The organism is Achromobacter sp. 01N37 (assembly GCF_056399725.1).
On sequence record NZ_JBFTRX010000007.1, the window covers coordinates 144,663 to 161,083 of the forward strand.

Annotated in this window: 11 protein-coding genes; 9 read left to right on the forward strand and 2 right to left on the reverse strand. The window is 65.2% G+C overall.

The window, feature by feature from the left end:
* The 5 genes from AC1DSJ_RS17540 to AC1DSJ_RS17560 all read left to right on the forward strand — a co-directional run bounded on the left by AC1DSJ_RS17540 (position 1) and on the right by AC1DSJ_RS17560 (position 5,655).
* On the forward strand, positions 1-1,497 hold the full coding sequence (locus AC1DSJ_RS17540; RefSeq protein WP_441371880.1) for a TolC family protein: 1,497 nt from the start codon (positions 1-3) through the stop codon (positions 1,495-1,497).
* 36 nt (positions 1,498-1,533) lie between these two features.
* The gene (locus AC1DSJ_RS17545) at positions 1,534-3,030 is read left to right on the forward strand and encodes a metal-dependent hydrolase family protein (protein ID WP_476760345.1); all 1,497 of its coding nucleotides are present in this window, start codon (positions 1,534-1,536) and stop codon (positions 3,028-3,030) included.
* Between the two features lie 144 nt (positions 3,031-3,174).
* Positions 3,175-3,870, forward strand: coding sequence for a response regulator (locus AC1DSJ_RS17550; protein WP_175170181.1), 696 nt, complete (start codon positions 3,175-3,177; stop codon positions 3,868-3,870).
* A gap of 69 nt (positions 3,871-3,939) precedes the next feature.
* Positions 3,940-5,217, forward strand: a complete 1,278-nt coding sequence (locus AC1DSJ_RS17555) for an EAL domain-containing protein (protein ID WP_175170180.1) — start codon at positions 3,940-3,942, stop codon at positions 5,215-5,217.
* 30 nt (positions 5,218-5,247) lie between these two features.
* Positions 5,248-5,655: a DoxX family protein gene (locus tag AC1DSJ_RS17560; protein WP_181953187.1), complete on the forward strand. Its 408-nt coding sequence runs from the start codon at positions 5,248-5,250 to the stop codon at positions 5,653-5,655.
* 21 nt (positions 5,656-5,676) lie between these two features.
* On the opposite strand, the gene AC1DSJ_RS17565 is transcribed toward AC1DSJ_RS17560, so the two are convergent.
* On the reverse strand, positions 5,677-6,348 hold the full coding sequence (locus AC1DSJ_RS17565; RefSeq protein ID WP_054422859.1) for a response regulator: 672 nt from the start codon (positions 6,346-6,348) through the stop codon (positions 5,677-5,679).
* A gap of 274 nt (positions 6,349-6,622) precedes the next feature.
* Here AC1DSJ_RS17565 and AC1DSJ_RS17570 point away from each other — a divergent pair, with 274 nt between their 5' ends.
* Both AC1DSJ_RS17570 and AC1DSJ_RS17575 read left to right on the forward strand, forming a co-directional pair.
* Positions 6,623-9,343: a hybrid sensor histidine kinase/response regulator gene (locus AC1DSJ_RS17570; protein WP_441371882.1), complete on the forward strand. Its 2,721-nt coding sequence runs from the start codon at positions 6,623-6,625 to the stop codon at positions 9,341-9,343.
* A gap of 68 nt (positions 9,344-9,411) precedes the next feature.
* Positions 9,412-12,876, forward strand: coding sequence for a hybrid sensor histidine kinase/response regulator (locus AC1DSJ_RS17575; protein WP_441371883.1), 3,465 nt, complete (start codon positions 9,412-9,414; stop codon positions 12,874-12,876).
* 3 nt (positions 12,877-12,879) lie between these two features.
* Here the strand turns inward: AC1DSJ_RS17575 and AC1DSJ_RS17580 are convergent, their stop codons facing one another.
* A complete protein-coding gene (locus tag AC1DSJ_RS17580) occupies positions 12,880-13,770 on the reverse strand; it encodes a LysR substrate-binding domain-containing protein (protein ID WP_054422851.1) in 891 nt (296 codons plus the stop codon).
* Between the two features lie 130 nt (positions 13,771-13,900).
* Here AC1DSJ_RS17580 and argH point away from each other — a divergent pair, with 130 nt between their 5' ends.
* Both argH and AC1DSJ_RS17590 read left to right on the forward strand, forming a co-directional pair.
* Positions 13,901-15,433, forward strand: a complete 1,533-nt coding sequence (gene argH, locus AC1DSJ_RS17585) for an argininosuccinate lyase (RefSeq protein WP_441371884.1) — start codon at positions 13,901-13,903, stop codon at positions 15,431-15,433.
* 25 nt (positions 15,434-15,458) lie between these two features.
* Positions 15,459-16,421, forward strand: coding sequence for a Bug family tripartite tricarboxylate transporter substrate binding protein (locus AC1DSJ_RS17590; protein WP_054422847.1), 963 nt, complete (start codon positions 15,459-15,461; stop codon positions 16,419-16,421).

Genomic DNA, 16,421 nt, shown 5'->3' on the forward strand with positions numbered 1-16,421 from the left:
ATGGAAGGACGGATAGCCTCGGCGGGGCGTGCGGCGGCGATGGGGCTGGGCGCCATCGCGTGCCTGATGGCGCTGACTGCATGCGTGGCCACCGGCAACCAAGGCGCGCCCGAGTCGGCGCAACGGCAGTGGCAGTCATCCGATGCGCCCGCCGAATGGCGCGCGCTTGCCGTGTCGGGCGCGCCTGCCGCCAATCTGCCCGGCCAGCCGCCGCCATTGGACCCCAGCCGCGAATACGATCTGCCCGCTCTCATCGACCTGGCCCAACGCAACAGCCCCGACACCCGGCTCGCATGGAGCCAGGCGCGTCAGGCCGCATCCACCGTGGGCATCGCCGACGCCACGTTCCTGCCGATGCTGTCGGCGCACGTGGTGGGCGGCTACATCTCTACGCGCAATCAACTGCCTGAAATCCTGGGGCAGCGTCCGCACGTGGATACGAGTTCCAGCGGCGTGGTGCCGCTGGCGACCTTGCAGTGGCTGCTGTTCGATTTCGGCCAGCGCAGCGCCTTGCGCGACAGCGCGCGCAGCCTGTCGCTGGGCGCCAATTTTCTCTACAACGGTGCGCACCAGAAGCTGATCTACAGCGTGATGAGCACCTATTACGAACATGACGCGGCGCGCCAGCGCAGTGAGATCGCCAAGGCGTCGTTGGGCAATAGCGAAGCGGTGCTGGCGGCGGTGGACGCGCGGCGGCGCAACGGCATGGCCACCACCATCGAGCTGGCGCAGGTGCGGCAACTGGTGGCGCAGGCGCGCTTGCGCGTCGTCACGACGCAAGGCGCCGAACGCAACACATACCAGGCGCTGGCCGCGGCAGTGGGTATAGACCCCACCGTCACGCTGCGCATCGCGCCCCTGACACGGCGGCCGCTGCCGCCTGCGACCGATGTCGCCAGCCAGGAGATCCTGCATCAAGCGCTGGCCGACCGGCCGGACGTGATGGCGAGCGTGGCGGCGCTGAAAGCGGCGGAGCATTCCGTGGACGCCGCGCGCGCGGACTTTCTGCCCAAGGTGTATTTGGCGGGCTTTGCCGCAGCCGGTAACCGCAACCTGGATGTGGGCAACCTGCCCATTCTTGCGGGCCAGTCGAACGCCAACGGGGTGATTGTCGGGATCAGCGTGCCGATCTTTGATGGCGGCCTGCGCAGCTCGCGTTTGCAGGACGCACGCGAACGCGTGCAGGCCTCGCAAGCCGCGCTGTCCAAGTTGCGGATGGAAGCGATGCGCCAGATTGTGGTGGCATCCACCACGCTGGAATCCGCGTTGCAGGCTAACGAAGCCGCGACAAGCCTGGAGGAAGCCGCCACGCTGACCTACGACGCCGCGTTGGATGCATACCGGCATGGCGTAGGCACCGTTACCGCCGCCACCGAAGCCGCCAATGGTTTGCTGGCCGCGCGCAGTGCGCGGGCCGATGCGTATTCCGCCGCCTTGACCGGCGCGGCCACACTGGCTTTTTCGCTGGGGCGCATCAACGCCGACAGCGCGCAATAAGTCTTCAGACACGAATCCAACCCGGGAGTCACCTTCATGTTCGATGTGGATGCCACGTCCATCAACCGGCTAAGCGCCGTCAACTGCGGCTGCCACAACCCGGCCGCCGCCCGCATCAACGCGTTGTACGCCGTGCATGAAGCGGCCTCGGCGAATCTTGGCGGCGCCGCGGCGCCAGCTGCCACAGCACCGGCTGTCGCAGCATCGGCTGCCGCAGCATCGACAGCCGCCACCGCCCCGCACAGCACCGTCGCACCGCATCCCGCCGCCCATCCGCCCATCGCCTTTGTGAACGTGCGCATCTTCGATGGCGTCTCGGACGCACTCCTGACCGGCATGCGCGTGGTAGTGGAAGGGCGCCAGATCAAGGCGGTGGAGCCGCAATCGCTGCCGCTGCCGGAAGGCTGCCAGGTGATCGACGGCAAGGGTGGTGTGCTGATGCCCGGCCTGATCGACGCGCACTGGCATTCGATTTTGGCGCGCCCCAGCATCCTGATGGCCATGACCGCCGACTTCAACTACGTGCATACGATGGCCGTGGTAGAGGCGGGCGCCACGTTGATGCGCGGCTTCACCACGGTGCGCGACATGGGTGGCCCGGCCTTTGGCCTGAAGCGCGCCATCGACGAAGGCCTGACGCCAGGGCCGCGTATTTACCCGTCGGGCGCCTTCCTGAGCCAGACCTCGGGCCACGGTGATTTCCGGCTGTTGTCCGATCTGCCGCGCTCGCCGGAGGGCGGGCTGAGCTATGTGGAAAAAGTGGGCGTCACCGCGATCTGCGACGGGGCGGATCAGGTGCTGCTGCGCGCGCGCGAACAGTTGATGCGCGGCGCGTCGCAGCTGAAGTACATGGCGGGCGGCGGCGTGATGTCTTCCTACGATGGCCTGGACGTGACCGAGGGCTCGCTGGAAGAACTGAAGGCGGCCGTGACCGCGGCGGAAAACTGGGGGACCTACGTGACCGTGCACGCCTACACTTCGCGCGCGGTCGGCATGGCGCTGGATGCGGGCGTGCGTTGTATCGAGCACGGCCAGTTGATTGACGAAGACACCGCGCGCCGTATTGCGGACATGGGGGTCTGGTGGAGCTTGCAGCCCTTTCTGGATGACGAAGACGCCGTGCCTACGCAGTCACCGTCGTCGCGCCAGAAGCAGCTGGCCRTGGTCGCCGGCACCGACCGCGCCTACGAGATGGCGCACCGCCTGGGCATCAAGACCGCGTGGGGCACGGACACGCTGTTCGACGCGCGGCTCGCCACGCGCCAAGGCGCGCAGTTGGCGAAGATGAGCCGCTGGTACGGTGCGGCCGAGGTGCTGCGCATGGCAACCAGCGTGAATGGTGAACTGTGCGCCATGGCCGGCCCGCGCAATCCGTATCCCGGCAAGCTGGGCGTGGTGCAAGCCGGCGCCATGGCCGACCTGCTGCTGGTGGATGGCAACCCGCTTGAAAACCTGCAACTGATCGCGCAACCCGAGCAAAGCCTGAGCGTGATCATGAAAGACGGCAAGGTCTGCAAACCCGCGCAGGGGTAAGCGCCGCCGCTGCCCCCTTTTCACTTTCGTACTAATCCGATCTGTCCGGGTGCCGTAGCGGGACAAGTACGAGATGAATTGCGGGGCACGGATACTACATTGGCTGCATTTGGACCTGACAAAGCCCAGGAGGCTGGATGCGCCATGCAGATATCTCTCATCATTGCCGATGATCATCCCGCCCTGATCACCGGCGTCAAGCACGAACTGGCGGACTTTCACACCATCTCCATCGTGGGCACGGCCAGCAATTCGACGGAAACGTTCGAGTTGCTGGCGAAATCGCACTGCGACGTGCTCGTGACCGACTACGTGATGCCCGGCGGCGAGTTCGGCGATGGCATGACCATGCTGTCGTTTCTGCGCCGCCGTTATCCCGACCTGAAGATCATTGTGTTCACGACGATCGACAACCGCGCCATGGTGGCCGAGATGGTGAAGATCGGCGCGCATGCGGTGTTGAGCAAGGTGGATGTGATCGGGCATCTGATCTCGGCCATCCATGCGGTGTATGCCGGCGCCACTTACTTTTCGCCGAAGTTCCGGTCATCCTCCGCTGTTGGCCGCGTGGCGCAGATCGACCCCGCGCAAAAGCTCACGCGGCGCGAGACCGAAGTGGTGCGCCTGTATGTGTCGGGCGTCTCCATCAACGAGATCGCCAGCCAGTTCAATCGCAGCAAGCAAACCATCAGTTCGCAGAAGACCAGCGCCATGCGCAAGCTGGGCATTGAGCGCGATGTCGAGCTGTTTCGCTTTGCCTACGAAACCGGGCTGTTGACCGAAGGCGGTACACCGAGCGAGCACGACACGATGGACGCGATGCTGGCCGAGCACGAGTAGCGCGCGCGGAGCCGTTTTGGTACTAGTCAGATTGTTCGTGCAGGGGCGTCAGACCATACTGAGTCCACTATGCGAGTCGTCAATATGGTTCATCACATCTCCCCTCAACGGCCGGGCAGCGCCCGCGGATTGGCCGCCATCAAAATGGGTTGCGCCCCGCGCAGCGCCACGGCGTTGAATGCGTTGCTCGACGGCGGCATATTGCACACGTTGCGCAGCGCCTGCGGCCTGGATGCTCTGGCCATCGCGCTGCGCGAACAGGCGGCGGATCTGGTCGTATGTGAAGTCACCGGCGTCGCTTGTGAAGGGCTGCTGGTGCCGGGGCGCCTGCAAGGCGAAGTCCAGGCTGGCCGCCTGCCGCGCATGCCCGCCGTGCTGTGGATCAGCGATCTGCCGCGATGTGTGCTGGACGCGTATGCCAGCGGACTGCGCGCGGCGGGCGCCGTGATCCACATCGTGCGTAGCGCGGCGTTCATTCCGGCCGCGCTTGCCCGTTTTTCGCAGTGGCAAGAGCCGGTCAAGCCCGACGCGCCCGCGCCGCGCTTTACCGATGAAGATGTGATTTTGGCGCTGGGCGCCAAGGACGGCATCCGCGTGGTGTTGCAGCCGCAAGTCGACCTGGCCACAGGAAGAGTTCTTGGCGCCGAGGCGCTGACCCGGTGGCGTCATCCGCAGGCAGGCGATGTGCCGCCAGCGGAGTTCGTGCGGGCGATCAGCCGGCTGTCGATGGACCCGATGCTGTTCCACTTCGTGACGGAACGCGTGCTGGACGTGCAGGCGCAATTGGCGGGCCAGGGCGTGTCGCAGCGCATATCCGTGAATGCTTCGGTGTCGACGTTGTCGGCGCCGGGCGTTGCGCTCAGTCTGGAAACACGCACCTTGCGCCGGGGAATTTCGCCGGAACTGATCACCGTCGAGATCACCGAAGATGAAACCATCCAGGACAAGACGGCCCTGGAGGCCGGACTGCGGCGGCTGCGCGCGTGCGGCTTCGGCGTCAGCATGGATGACTTCGGCACGGGCGCTTCCACGCTGGAACGCCTGACGCGCCTGCCGTTCAGTGAACTCAAGATTGACCAGTCGTTTGTGCAACGGTTGGAGTCCGGCCAGGCCTCGCATGCCGTCGTGAGCGCCGCGTTGTGGCTCGGACGCGCGCTGGGACTGGCGGTGGTTGCCGAAGGTATCGAAACGCAGGAGCAGGCGCGCCAGCTGCACGCGCTGGGCTGCCGCATCGGTCAGGGGTATGGGCTGGGGCGGCCGATGGAGGTGGACGCTTTCATTGAACACGTTCTGCCGGCGTCTTCATGCATGCGCCTGCCGGCGAGGCGCAAACAGGCGGTGGCGTGAGGGATGCCAGGCGTCGTCGCGGCGTGGCCTATGGGAATACTCTCGCTGTGCGTGTTTTGTCTGCGCACCTATGTCGCCGCCCAGTTCATGGAGCGGGGGGTGGCCATAGCCGCTGACTGGCAGGCGGCCGTGGCGTTATTCACGCACGATTTTCCCTTGCCGCTGATTACGCCGGTGTGGTCGGCTGGCCTGTTTGTGGCGGCCGACATTGTCTGTGCAGTGCTGTTGATTCTGGGCGCATTCATGAGCAGCGCGTGCGCGGGCTTGCTGATGATCAATGCCGCGTCGTTGTTCTTTGAACCCTTGCTGTGGGATCTGACGCGGCCTGCTCCCTTGCTGTTCCGGCTGTATTCGTCGGCGGCCCTGCTCATGCTGCTTGCGTGCGGGCCGGGACATCTGTCCTTTGACGCGTTGCGCAAGGCGGGAAGACGGCCATGAGCCGCGCGGCGGTATGGCGTATCAAGCCTGCTGCGGCTCGCTGTCGCCCGCATCCGATGTCACGGTGATGCCGGTTTCAAAGGCGAAGCGGAACAGGTCAGCTTCGCGTTCAATTCCCAGCTTGCGCATGGCGCTGGCTTTCTGAGAACTGATGGTCTGCTTGGATCGGCTCAGGTGCGAGGCGATTTCGTTGACCGACATGCCCGTCACGTACAGGCGGACGACTTCGAGTTCGCGCTTGGTCAGGTCGGGGCCGGCGGTGCGCGGTTTGGTCGGCGCGGCCGACGCGCCGATGCCCTCGGAAGGAAAGTAGCGCGCGCCCGCGTAGACCGCATGAATGGCGGAGACGAGCTGGCTCGTCTCATGCGCCTTGCTCAGTACCGACTGCACGCCCAGCTTGGATAGCTCTTGCACGATGGCCGGGTTGTCCAGCGTCGTGAAGACCACGATTTTCACATCGGGAAAATGGCGCCGCAGGTACGAGATGAACATGATGCCGTCGCCGTACGCGCCGCCTGGCATGGCGTAGTCGGTCACCAGCACATCGCAGGTCGCGCTGTTGAGCAATTCGACCAGTTGGCCGGAGTCGCGCGCCACACCCTGAATGGCGATGGACGGTATGCAATCCAGTTCGTGCTTGATGCCCGCAAGCAGGGCGGGATGGTCATCGGCGAGCAAGACATGAATTTTCATGGCGCGGCGTGTGGCCTGGCAAGGGCCGAATGAGCTGGGGATAACCCAAGAAATGTAGCGTAATCCGCCGGAATCGGCTGGATTTTTTGCAGGCTATTTCGGCCTGTCGTTCCGGTACGAATCTGGCGCCAAGCCGTGTCGGACCCGTACGGAACTTGCCCGCAACGCCGCGTTATTGGGACGCGGCATCACATAATCTTTGACTTTACATAGGACGGGACCCGACAGGGCCTGTGGCGCAAGCGTGTCCTCCGACAGCAACCTTAAAACCTTGATGAACCTTCGCCGGTATCAGCGACGTTTGCTGTTCGGTGGAGGCCTGGCAAGCACGTTGATTGCATTGATGATTCTTGGCATGGGCGTACGCACGGGCATCAATGCGCATGTTGAGGCGCAACGCCGCGCGTTCGCGCTGGGCCACGCCATGGTGATGGAGCATGGGCACCGGGCGCTGATCGACCCGGCCAGGATCACGGGCATGCAGGGCATTGCGATGATCGTCGATGAAAACGGCGAGGTCACCGAATGGGTCGGCGACTGCTGCGATGGCGGGCAGGCGCCCACGCGTGAAACGCTGCGGCGTGTGGCTGCCGTCGGTATCGAGCACCAGCAGGACTGGCATGACGAAGGGCTGTTTATCTTGTCGCAAGGGCTGGACGACAAGCACGTGCTGGTGTTCGCCTATGCCGGCAGCAGCATTGCAGCCGCCGCCAGCGAAGATGTATTCGTGGATGTGATGCTGACCTTGCCGACGCTGGGCATGATGTGGCTGCTATTGATTTCGTTGAAGCTGCGAGTGTTTCGTCCGCTGCTGGAATGGTCCCGGCGCGTGTACGAAGGGGAAAAACTCAGCCGCACGCTGATCGATACCGCGCCGGTCGGGCTGGGGCTGATCTCGTTGGATACCGGCAAGGCGCTGCTGTGCAGCCCGGCCATGGCGGAGATCGCCGCGCGTATCGCGCCGGGCGAGGACGCGCTGCCCGATGCGTGCATTCAATTGCACCAGGCGCATGTGGCGCGCGGTGACGTGAGCTGGCGGCAAGGAACGTTCAACGAAGACCTTCAATTCCAGACGCAGGACCGTATCGGCCTGGACTTGTCGGTCAGCATGGTGCGGGCGCGTTATCAGGGAAAGAACGTGCTGGTCACGGCGTTCACGGACGTCACGGCGAAAAGCCGGGTTGAGCAGCAGCTGCGCAAGGCGCGGCAGGCGTCGGATCGGGCCAATGCGGCGAAGTCCGCTTTTCTGGCGGCGATGAGCCATGAAATCCGCACCCCGCTGAACGCCATTCTGGGCAATCTGGAACTGCTGTCGCATTCGGCGCTGGATGCCCCGCAGCGCGACCGGCTGCGCACGATACGGTCGGCGTCTGACGGCTTGTTGGCCATCGTCAGCGATGTGCTGGATTTCTCGAAGATCGAGGCGGGGGAGCTGCGGCTGGAGTCGATTGAATTCGACGTGCTGGAAGTGGCCGCGCAGGCGTTGCGGATGTTCACGCCCACCGCGCGCGGCAAGGGGCTGATCTTGACGGGCCAACTGGGCGACACCGTGACTTTGCCCATGCGGGGAGACCCGACGCGGCTGGGGCAGATCATCAACAACCTGCTGTCCAATGCGGTCAAGTTCACGGAGCAGGGGGGCGTGGCGCTGTCCTTGACCATCGACGAGGCGCAGGCGTCGCTCGTCATGACCGTGGAGGATACGGGCATCGGCATGTCGGCCGAGCAGTTGTCCCGATTGTTCCGCGCGTTCAGCCAGGCCGATCCGACGATCAACCGCCGCTTCGGCGGCACCGGCCTGGGCCTGGCGCTGTGTTCCAGGTTGGCGCAGGCCATGGGCGGCGCCTTGTCGGTGCAAAGCGAAGCGGGGCGAGGCAGCCGGTTTACGTTGCGCTTGCCGTTGGGCGACTGCGAACAGGCCCGGCAGATGCCGCGCTTTGCGGGCGAGCGCATTGCGCTGCTGGCCGCGTGCGCATCGGCGCGAGCTTATGTGGGCCGCAGCCTTCAGGCATGGGGCCTGTGCGTCGAGACCTATGCGCATCCGGCGGCGCTGACACCGGATGGCTTGGGCGAATTCGCGGCGGTGGTGCTGTGGGGCGAGCGGAATGCGTGGCAGGTCGACGACGAGAATCGGCTGGTCGAGGAAGCGCCGTGGGTGATTGATTGCGGTGAAGGCGGGCCGACGGACCCCGTGGCGATGGGCCGCGTGCTGAGCGTGTCGATGGTCGGCTTGACGGGGCTGGCAAGCAGCTTGGGCCATGCCTTGCACGGCACGCCGCTCAGCGCGCCGGATGTGCGGCGGCCGGTGCTTGCGCGGCGGCTGAACGTGCTGGTCGCCGAGGACAATCCGGTGAACCAGCGCTTGTTCGAGGAGCAGCTGCGCGTGTTGGGCTGCGAGCCGACGGCAGTCGAAAATGGCGTGCAGGCGCTGGCATGCCTGGAACAGGCGCCGTTTGATGTGTTGCTGACCGATCTGGCCATGCCAGAGATGGACGGCTATGCGTTGGCCCAGGCCGCGCGTGCGCGCTGGCCGGCCATGCCGGTCGTGGCGGCCAGTGCCCACATGACGCCGCTTGAGCGGGTGCGTTGCCAGCAGGCGGGCGTGGCGCTGGTGCTGGGCAAGCCCTTGCCGCTGGGCGAGCTGGCGCAAGCGCTGTCCGACGTCACCGGCGTGCGGACGTGGCGTCTGGAGGTGGACAAGCCGCGCAGCTTCCTGGGCGGCCGCGCCATGAGTGAGGACTTGAAGCGCACGTTCCGGCTGGCCTGTGAATCGGCGCTAGCGGAAATCGGCCAGGGCAGGCAGGCGGGGAATATCCCGCAACTGTTGGCGGAGCTGCACAAGCTGCGCGGCATGCTGGATGTCTTCGGCGAACCCGGGTTGAGCCGGCTGACGGCGGATGCCGAAACCTGTCTGAAGACGGGCCGTGGGCTGGATAGGGCAGAGGGACTGCTGGACGCGCTTGCGGCCGGGCTGGCGCGCGCCTCTTCCCCATAGGGGGGTGTCACGTCATAATCGGCGCTACGCCCATCATGGCGTCAGCGCCCTCCCGGCATCCCCGACTCATGACGACTCCCGAGCAAAGCAGTGTTTTGGCCCGTTTGCGCCGCTATCAGCACTTGCTGGTCATGGGGGGCGGGGCGGTCATCACGATAGTGGTGCTCGTGGCCGGCCTGATGGATGTGGCGGCCTCGGTCAATGCCTATCTGGCGCGCATGAAGGAAGAAGTGTCGATCGACATGCGCCGATCCATGGATTTCACGACGCGCGCCGTCGGCACGTTGCGCAACAACGTCCAAAACATGGAGGAGGCCTGGAGCACCGCGGACGCCGACAAGCAGGATCGCGAGGCGCCCTTCGGACCCGATGGGCTGCTGCGCGTGCAGCCGGATGCGGATGGGCCGCCGTTGCTGGTGTTGCGCAGCGATGCATCCGCCAGCGCCACTGATGCGTGGCGCTACGTGCGGCTGGCGCGCAGAATGGCCGCAACCACCGCAAGAATCGCCGCGCGTAACGCGGGCGATCTGACCGTCTACTTGTTCAGCCCCGATCGTCAAACGCTGGTCCTGTCCGTCCTGCCGTGGGGCGGCAGCGCGTGGCAGGACAAGGTAGCGGCCGAGCGGCCCGCCCTCTTTGCGGCGCTGACGTCTGCTGACGGCGCAGGCATTGCACCGCCCGAAGGCGGTTGGCGCGACCCCGCCACCGGCACCCCCCGGTTCCGTTGGCTGACGCCCTACGAGAGTCCGCTGACCGGCAAGCAAGCCGTGCGCATCGCGACGGAATTGCGCAGTGCGGCCGGTACGCCGTTTGGCACCCTGGTGTACGAAATGCCGCTGAGCGCGCTGGCCGAACACTTGCCCGAGACCAGTTTTGCAGGCGCGTGCCTGGTGCTGGCGCCGGACGGCTCCTTGGTCGTCGCGTGCCCCGATGCGGCGTCCGCCGCGTTGCTGCCCTTGGCGCGCCAGGCGCAGGCCGCGGGGCTGGACAAGCCGTCGCGCAACGTGTTTCTGGAAGGGCACGTGTTATCCGGCTGGCCCTTGTTGCCGACCGGGTGGACGTTGGTGCACGCGCAGTCATGGCGCGACATTGTGACGGGGGTGCGTACGCAGATCATCCTGGCTGCGCTGACGTCGGCCGTCATCATCGCGCTGACGTGGGCGCTGTTGCTGTTGGTGAAGTGGCGCGTGTTCGTGCCGGCAGTGCGGCAGTCGCAACGCGTGTTCGATAGCGAGCAATTGAGCCGGACGCTGGTGGAAACCGCGCCCGTCGGGCTGGGCCTGATCACGGCGAATACGGGGCAGCCGCTGCTGCGCAGCCCGTCGATGATTGCGACGAACAGCCGTGTGGTGGTGGACGGACCGGGCCTTTCCTACGCCTTGTCGCGGCACTTTCTGCAGCAGGAAAAACTGGCCCCGCCGCAATCGGGCGGCGCGGCGGTTTTCGAAGATGACCTGACGTTTTCCACGCGCGACGGGCAGCGGCTGGATTTGTCGGTGAGCATGGTCCGTGCGCGCTATCAGGACGAAGACGTGCTGGTGACGGCGTTTACCGACGTGACGGCCGACAAGCAGCTGGAGCAAGAGCTGCGCAACGCCCGGCAGGCGGCGGACTCCGCCAATGCCGCCAAGTCCGCCTTCCTGGCCGCCATGAGCCACGAGATCCGCACGCCGCTCAACGCGGTGCTCGGCAACCTGGAATTGCTGGCCTACTCGCCCCTGGACGAATTGCAGCGCGACCGCTTGAACACCATCCGCAATGCGTCTGATGGCCTGTTGGCGGTGGTTAGCGACGTGCTGGACTTTTCAAAGATCGAGGCCGGTGAACTTCAGCTGGAAGACCAGGAGTTCGATGTGCTGGAGCTGGCTTCGCAGACCTTGATGATGTTTGCCCCCGTGGCGCGCGCCAAGAAGCTGGCGCTGGCGGGTGAGCTGGGCGATACCCTGACCTGGCCCCTGCGAGGAGACCCCGCGCGGCTGGGGCAGGTGATGAACAACCTGTTGTCCAACGCGATCAAGTTCACCGAGACGGGGCAGGTGACGCTGCGCTTGTCGCGCGATGAGGCGGCGTCACAGGTGCTGATCGAGGTCGAGGATACGGGTATCGGCATCAGCGCGGATCAATTGCCGGCCCTGTTCCAGGATTTCACACAGGCGGATGCGACGATCACCCGGCGCTTCGGGGGCACCGGTTTGGGCCTGGCGTTGTGCCAGCGGCTGGCCCAGGCCATGGGCGGCACACTGACGGTGCAAAGCCAACCCGGCGTGGGCAGCCGTTTCACGTTGCGCTTGCCGCTGCACGCTGACGCATCCACGGCCAGCGAGCGTCCGCGCTTCGATGGTGAACCCGTGCTGCTAGTGGCGGCAATACAAGCCGAGCGCACGCGGCTGGGCAGCATCTTGCAAGCGTGGGGCGTGGGCGTGACGAGCTACGCGCATCCGGCCTTGATTGCGCAAGAATCAGTCGAAGACGCCAGCGCGCTCGTGTTCTGGGGCGATCGCAAGACCTGGCATCCCAGCGACGAGAATCGCTTGGTGGAGGACGCGTCATGGGTCGTCGATTGCAGCGAAGACGGGCCGGCCCAGCCGGTGGCCTCCGGACGCGTGATCAGCGCGTCGGTGTACGGCCTGCACGGGCTGGCGAGCGGTTTGCAATATGCCTTGCAAGGCCGCGCCTTGGCCGCGCAGGCGGTGGACGGCATGGTGCTGGGCAAACGTCTGCGTGTGCTGGTGGCCGAAGACAACGTCGTGAACCGCAAGCTGTTTGAAGAGCAGCTGGCCCTGTTGGGCTGCGACGCTACCGCCGTGCCCGATGCCGAGCAGGCCTTGGCGTGCCTGGAGCAGGACACGTTCGATGTGTTGCTGACAGACTTGGCCATGCCGGGGCAAGACGGCTTTGCGCTGGCGCGGCAGGTGCGTCAGCGCTGGCCCGCGATGCCGGTGATGGCCGCTACCGCCAATGTGACGCCGCAAGAGCGCGAAGCGGGCGAGCGCGCCGGCATGGCGCGGGTGCTGGGCAAGCCGCTGTCGCTGGCCGACCTGGGCTTGGCGTTGTCAGAGGTCGCGGGTCTGCCGCCATTGCGCCGCGACGCGTTGGCCGGCAGTGGCCTGTTGGGCGGCCGCCCCGTGGCGGACGCCACCTGGCAGGTGTTCGTGCAGTCTTGCCGCGATGCGGTGCAGGCCTTGCAGGACGGGCTGCGCGCGGAAGATGGCCCCCGATTGCTGGCGGAACTGCACTCTCTGGGCGGCGCGTGCGCGGTGTTCGGCTTGAACGACATCGCAGCACGTGGCGCGGCGCTCGCGCAGTCGATTTCCGCGCAGGGCGTGCGCGCGTGCGAAGCCGAAATCCATGCGTTGGGCGATGCGCTGCTGGCGGTGGTGTTGCAAGAGCCGCTGCATTTGATCAACGTGGCCGACCAGATCATCGCTCGGTTGGAAACCCCTGATGGCAGCGTCAATGCGGCAAGCGTCGCCGAGCTGGCCAAGACTTTGCGCGCAGGCCTGCACGACCGCGGCGGCAGCCGTGCTGGGTGAGCGTCATGCGCTGGCGCTCAGTGCTTTGAACACGTCCCGCACGCACGCTTCCATTTGCTGGGCAGGGCTGCTGACAGGGAAATGGTCTGAGCTGACCGCGTAGCTATGAAATTCGATTTTTTCGGAAAACGGAATCTCGCGTAAGTCAGGCAGGCTCAACGCGCGTGACACCACGGGATTCACGATCGACACCCCCAGGCCCTTGCCCACCATGGTGCAGATGGTGGTGGCGTAGGGCGTTTCGATGGATAGGATTCTGGCGTCGTCGGAAAAATGCCGGTCAATGGCGGCGCGGTTGAAGCTGCCGGAGGGCAAGCAGATGAAGTTCTCGCCAGTGAAGTCGGCGGGGCTCAACCGCTTCTTGCGCGCCAGCCGGTGCGTGCGCGTCACGATACCCACGCCGTACGCGGTATTGATCCGGTCGTATTGCAAGCCTGGCACGTCGGTCTGGATGGAACAGAATCCGATGTCGCAAAACCCCGTGGCCATCCATTTGGCAACGACGTCGGAGCCGCCTGTGTTGACCACGACGGAGACGTCGGGGAACGTGTCGCGAAACAAGCGGATGGCGTCGGGCAGGACGCATTGCGTGATGGACCCGACCGCTCCCACCCGCAGCAGGCCGGTGCCACGCCGGCGGATCGAGTTGGCGCTGTCATTCAGCGATTCCAGGCCGATGAAGGCGCGTTCCACGTCGGTGTAGAACGCATCGGCTTCGGGCGTGGGGATCAGCCGCGTGCCGACGCGTTTGAACAGCACAAAGCCCAGCGTCGCCTCAAGCAGCGCGATCCAGCGGCTGATGTTGGGCTGTGACGTATGCATCAGCCCGGCCGCCGTGGTCATGGACCGCGTCATCATGACGGCGCGGAACGCTTCAATCTGCTTGAAATTCATGGGCGGATGCTCGCAAATATGCTGAGATCAAATCATATCAATTCTGTATTCGAAGCTATGAAAATCTGATTTGACGCATGAATTGGCGCGGGCGGAGACTACGGTTTTACATGCTCAGACCGACGCGAAAATGGAATCCAAAGTCAGCAGCCGCTTGAAGCAACCGCTCGCCCCGGAAGTGCTTCAGTACATTTTTCTTCCGCGCTTGAATCGCGAGTTCTTCGCCAATTTCGAGATGCTGAACCAGATCAATCTTGCGCATCTGGTGATGCTGCACGAGCAAGGCATTCTGGATCACGACGCGTCGGTTGAGCTGGCCCGCGCCCTGCTCAAGATGCAGGCGGATGGGCCGGACGGCATCGAGCTGGACCCGGCGCGCGAAGAAGCCTACTTCAACTACGAAGCGCACCTGATCAAGCTGGTGGGGCAAGCGCTGGGCGGACGGTTGCACACGGCGCGCAGCCGCAACGATATCGGCGCCACCATCGACCGCATCCGTGCGCGGGATTTTGCGACGCGGATCGCGACGGCGCTGATCGGCGTGGCCGATGCGGCATTGGCGCGGGCCGAGCAATATGCCGACTGCGTGATGCCCGGCTACACCCATATGCAGGCGGCGCAGCCGATCACGTATGGCTACTACCTGTCGGCGCTTGTCGATGCCTGGTCACGGGATGTCGCGCGCTTGCTGCACGCTTTGGACACCGCAGATGCCTCGCCGTTGGGCGCGTGTGCGCTGGCGGGCACGTCGTTCCCGATCAACCGCGACGCGACCAGCGCGATGCTGGGCTTTACGCAGCCCTTGGCCAATGCGCTGGACGGCGTGGCGTCACGCGATTTCGCATTGGAACTAAGCGCCGCGCTGTCGATCATGATGATCACCAGCAGCCGTATGGTGCAGGACTTTTATATCTGGTCCACGCCCGAGTTCGGGTACCTGAGCTTTCCCGACAGCATCGCCAGCACCTCCAGCATCATGCCGCAGAAGAAAAACCCGGCGGTGCTGGAGTACCTGCGCGGCAAGACGGGCCATGTGATTGGTTTGACCACCGCGGCGTTCTCGACGGTGAAGTCCACGCACTTCACGCACTCGGGCGACAGCAGCCGGGAGAGCACGCGCACGTGCTGGGAGGCCTGCGACGAAGCCTTGAAAGCCCTGGCGCTGATTCAGTTGCTGGTGGAAAAGGTGGAGCCGAACCGCACGCGCATGGCGGCCCGTGCGGCTGACGATTTTTCTACGGTGACGGACCTGGCCGACCTGCTGGTGCGCAAGGCCGACGCGTCGTTTCGCGATGCGCATCACATCATCGGCGCCGTGGTGCGGCAGGCTCTGGAGGCCGGCATCCCGGCCAAGCACATCACGCCTGCAATGATCAATACCGCTGCGGCTGAACAACTGGGCCGCCCGGTTGCGCTGCACGAAGACGATATCGCCGCGTGCCTGGACCCCGTGCGAAATGTGGCCGCGCGGGAATCGCTGGGCGGGCCGGCGCCGGGCCGGGTGCGCGCGCACATCGCCGAGCAAAAGGGTTTGCTGGATCAGTATCGCGGCATCATCGGCGCGGGGGTTCAGCGTGTGGCCAACGCGCAAGCCTTGCTGCAGCGGCGCGTGGGTAAGCTTGTGTCATCCAAGCCAGCGGAGCGTTCCGTTCAGGAAGCCTGACTGGCCCATCATCAAGGGGAAATCAATGCTCAAGACCGTCGCGGCGTTTGCCGCAGCCATGGGGATCAGCCTGGGCGCGCATGCCCAGACGTATCCCGTCAAACCGATAACGCTCGTTGTGCCCTTCGCGCCGGGCGGGACGGTGAACCTGATGGGGCGCTTGCTGGCCAACCGGATGTCGGAATCGCTGGGCCAGCCGGTCATTGTGGAAAACAAGCCGGGCGGCGGCGGCAGCATCGGCGCGAACTTCGTCGCCAAAGCGCCGGCCGACGGGTACACGCTGTTGTTGGCGACGATGGGGCAGCAATCCATTCAGCCGCTGTTGACTAAGAACCTGCCTTACGACGCCAACAAGGACTTTGCGCCGGTGGCGTTGTTTTCCACCGTGCCTAATGTGCTGGCCGTGTCGGCCGACACGCCGGCAAAGACCGTGGCCGAGCTGGTCGAGTATGCCAAGCAGCACCCCGGCAAGCTGAACATGGCGTCGGCCGGCATGGGGTCCGTCAATCATCTGACGGGCGAATTGTTCATGTACCGCTCGGGCGCGAAGTTCGAGCACGTGCCGTATCGCGGCGCGGGGCCGGCCACGGCAGACTTGCTGTCGGGGCAGGTGCAGGTGCTGTTCGCGAATCTGCCGAACGTGTTGCCTTACATCAAGCCCGGCAAGGTCCGCGTGTTGGCGGTGGCGAGTGAACACCGCAGCGCCGCCATTCCAGATGTGCCGACCTTGGCGGAAGCGGGGGTGAAGGATGCGGTGGTGGAGTCGTGGTACGGCGTCATGGCGCCCGCCGGCACGCCCGACGACGTGGTGCGCAAGTTGCAGGAAACGGTGATTGCACTGGCCAAAGACCCGTCGATGGTCGCGCACCTGGCCGAACAGGGCGCCGTGCCGTTTGCCGGCACCCGGCAAGACCTGGCCAAGTTGTCTGATGAAGAAACGGTGCGCTGGAAACAGATCATCGACGGCGCGAACGTGCAAACGAACTGA

What these genes read in the sequence shown, in the direction of transcription:
- AC1DSJ_RS17555 (WP_175170180.1), top strand. Translation starts at nt 3,940, where the DNA reads ATGCGAGTCGTCAATATGGTTCATCACATCTCCCCTCAACGGCCGGGC.
- AC1DSJ_RS17560 (WP_181953187.1), top strand. Translation starts at nt 5,248, where the DNA reads ATGGGAATACTCTCGCTGTGCGTGTTTTGTCTGCGCACCTATGTCGCC.
- AC1DSJ_RS17570 (WP_441371882.1), top strand. Translation starts at nt 6,623, where the DNA reads ATGAACCTTCGCCGGTATCAGCGACGTTTGCTGTTCGGTGGAGGCCTG.
- AC1DSJ_RS17575 (WP_441371883.1), top strand. Translation starts at nt 9,412, where the DNA reads ATGACGACTCCCGAGCAAAGCAGTGTTTTGGCCCGTTTGCGCCGCTAT.
- argH (WP_441371884.1), top strand. Translation starts at nt 13,901, where the DNA reads ATGGAATCCAAAGTCAGCAGCCGCTTGAAGCAACCGCTCGCCCCGGAA.
- AC1DSJ_RS17550 (WP_175170181.1), top strand. Translation starts at nt 3,175, where the DNA reads ATGCAGATATCTCTCATCATTGCCGATGATCATCCCGCCCTGATCACC.
- AC1DSJ_RS17580 (WP_054422851.1), bottom strand. Translation starts at nt 13,770, where the DNA reads ATGAATTTCAAGCAGATTGAAGCGTTCCGCGCCGTCATGATGACGCGG.
- AC1DSJ_RS17540 (WP_441371880.1), top strand. Translation starts at nt 1, where the DNA reads ATGGAAGGACGGATAGCCTCGGCGGGGCGTGCGGCGGCGATGGGGCTG.
- AC1DSJ_RS17590 (WP_054422847.1), top strand. Translation starts at nt 15,459, where the DNA reads ATGCTCAAGACCGTCGCGGCGTTTGCCGCAGCCATGGGGATCAGCCTG.
- AC1DSJ_RS17565 (WP_054422859.1), bottom strand. Translation starts at nt 6,348, where the DNA reads ATGAAAATTCATGTCTTGCTCGCCGATGACCATCCCGCCCTGCTTGCG.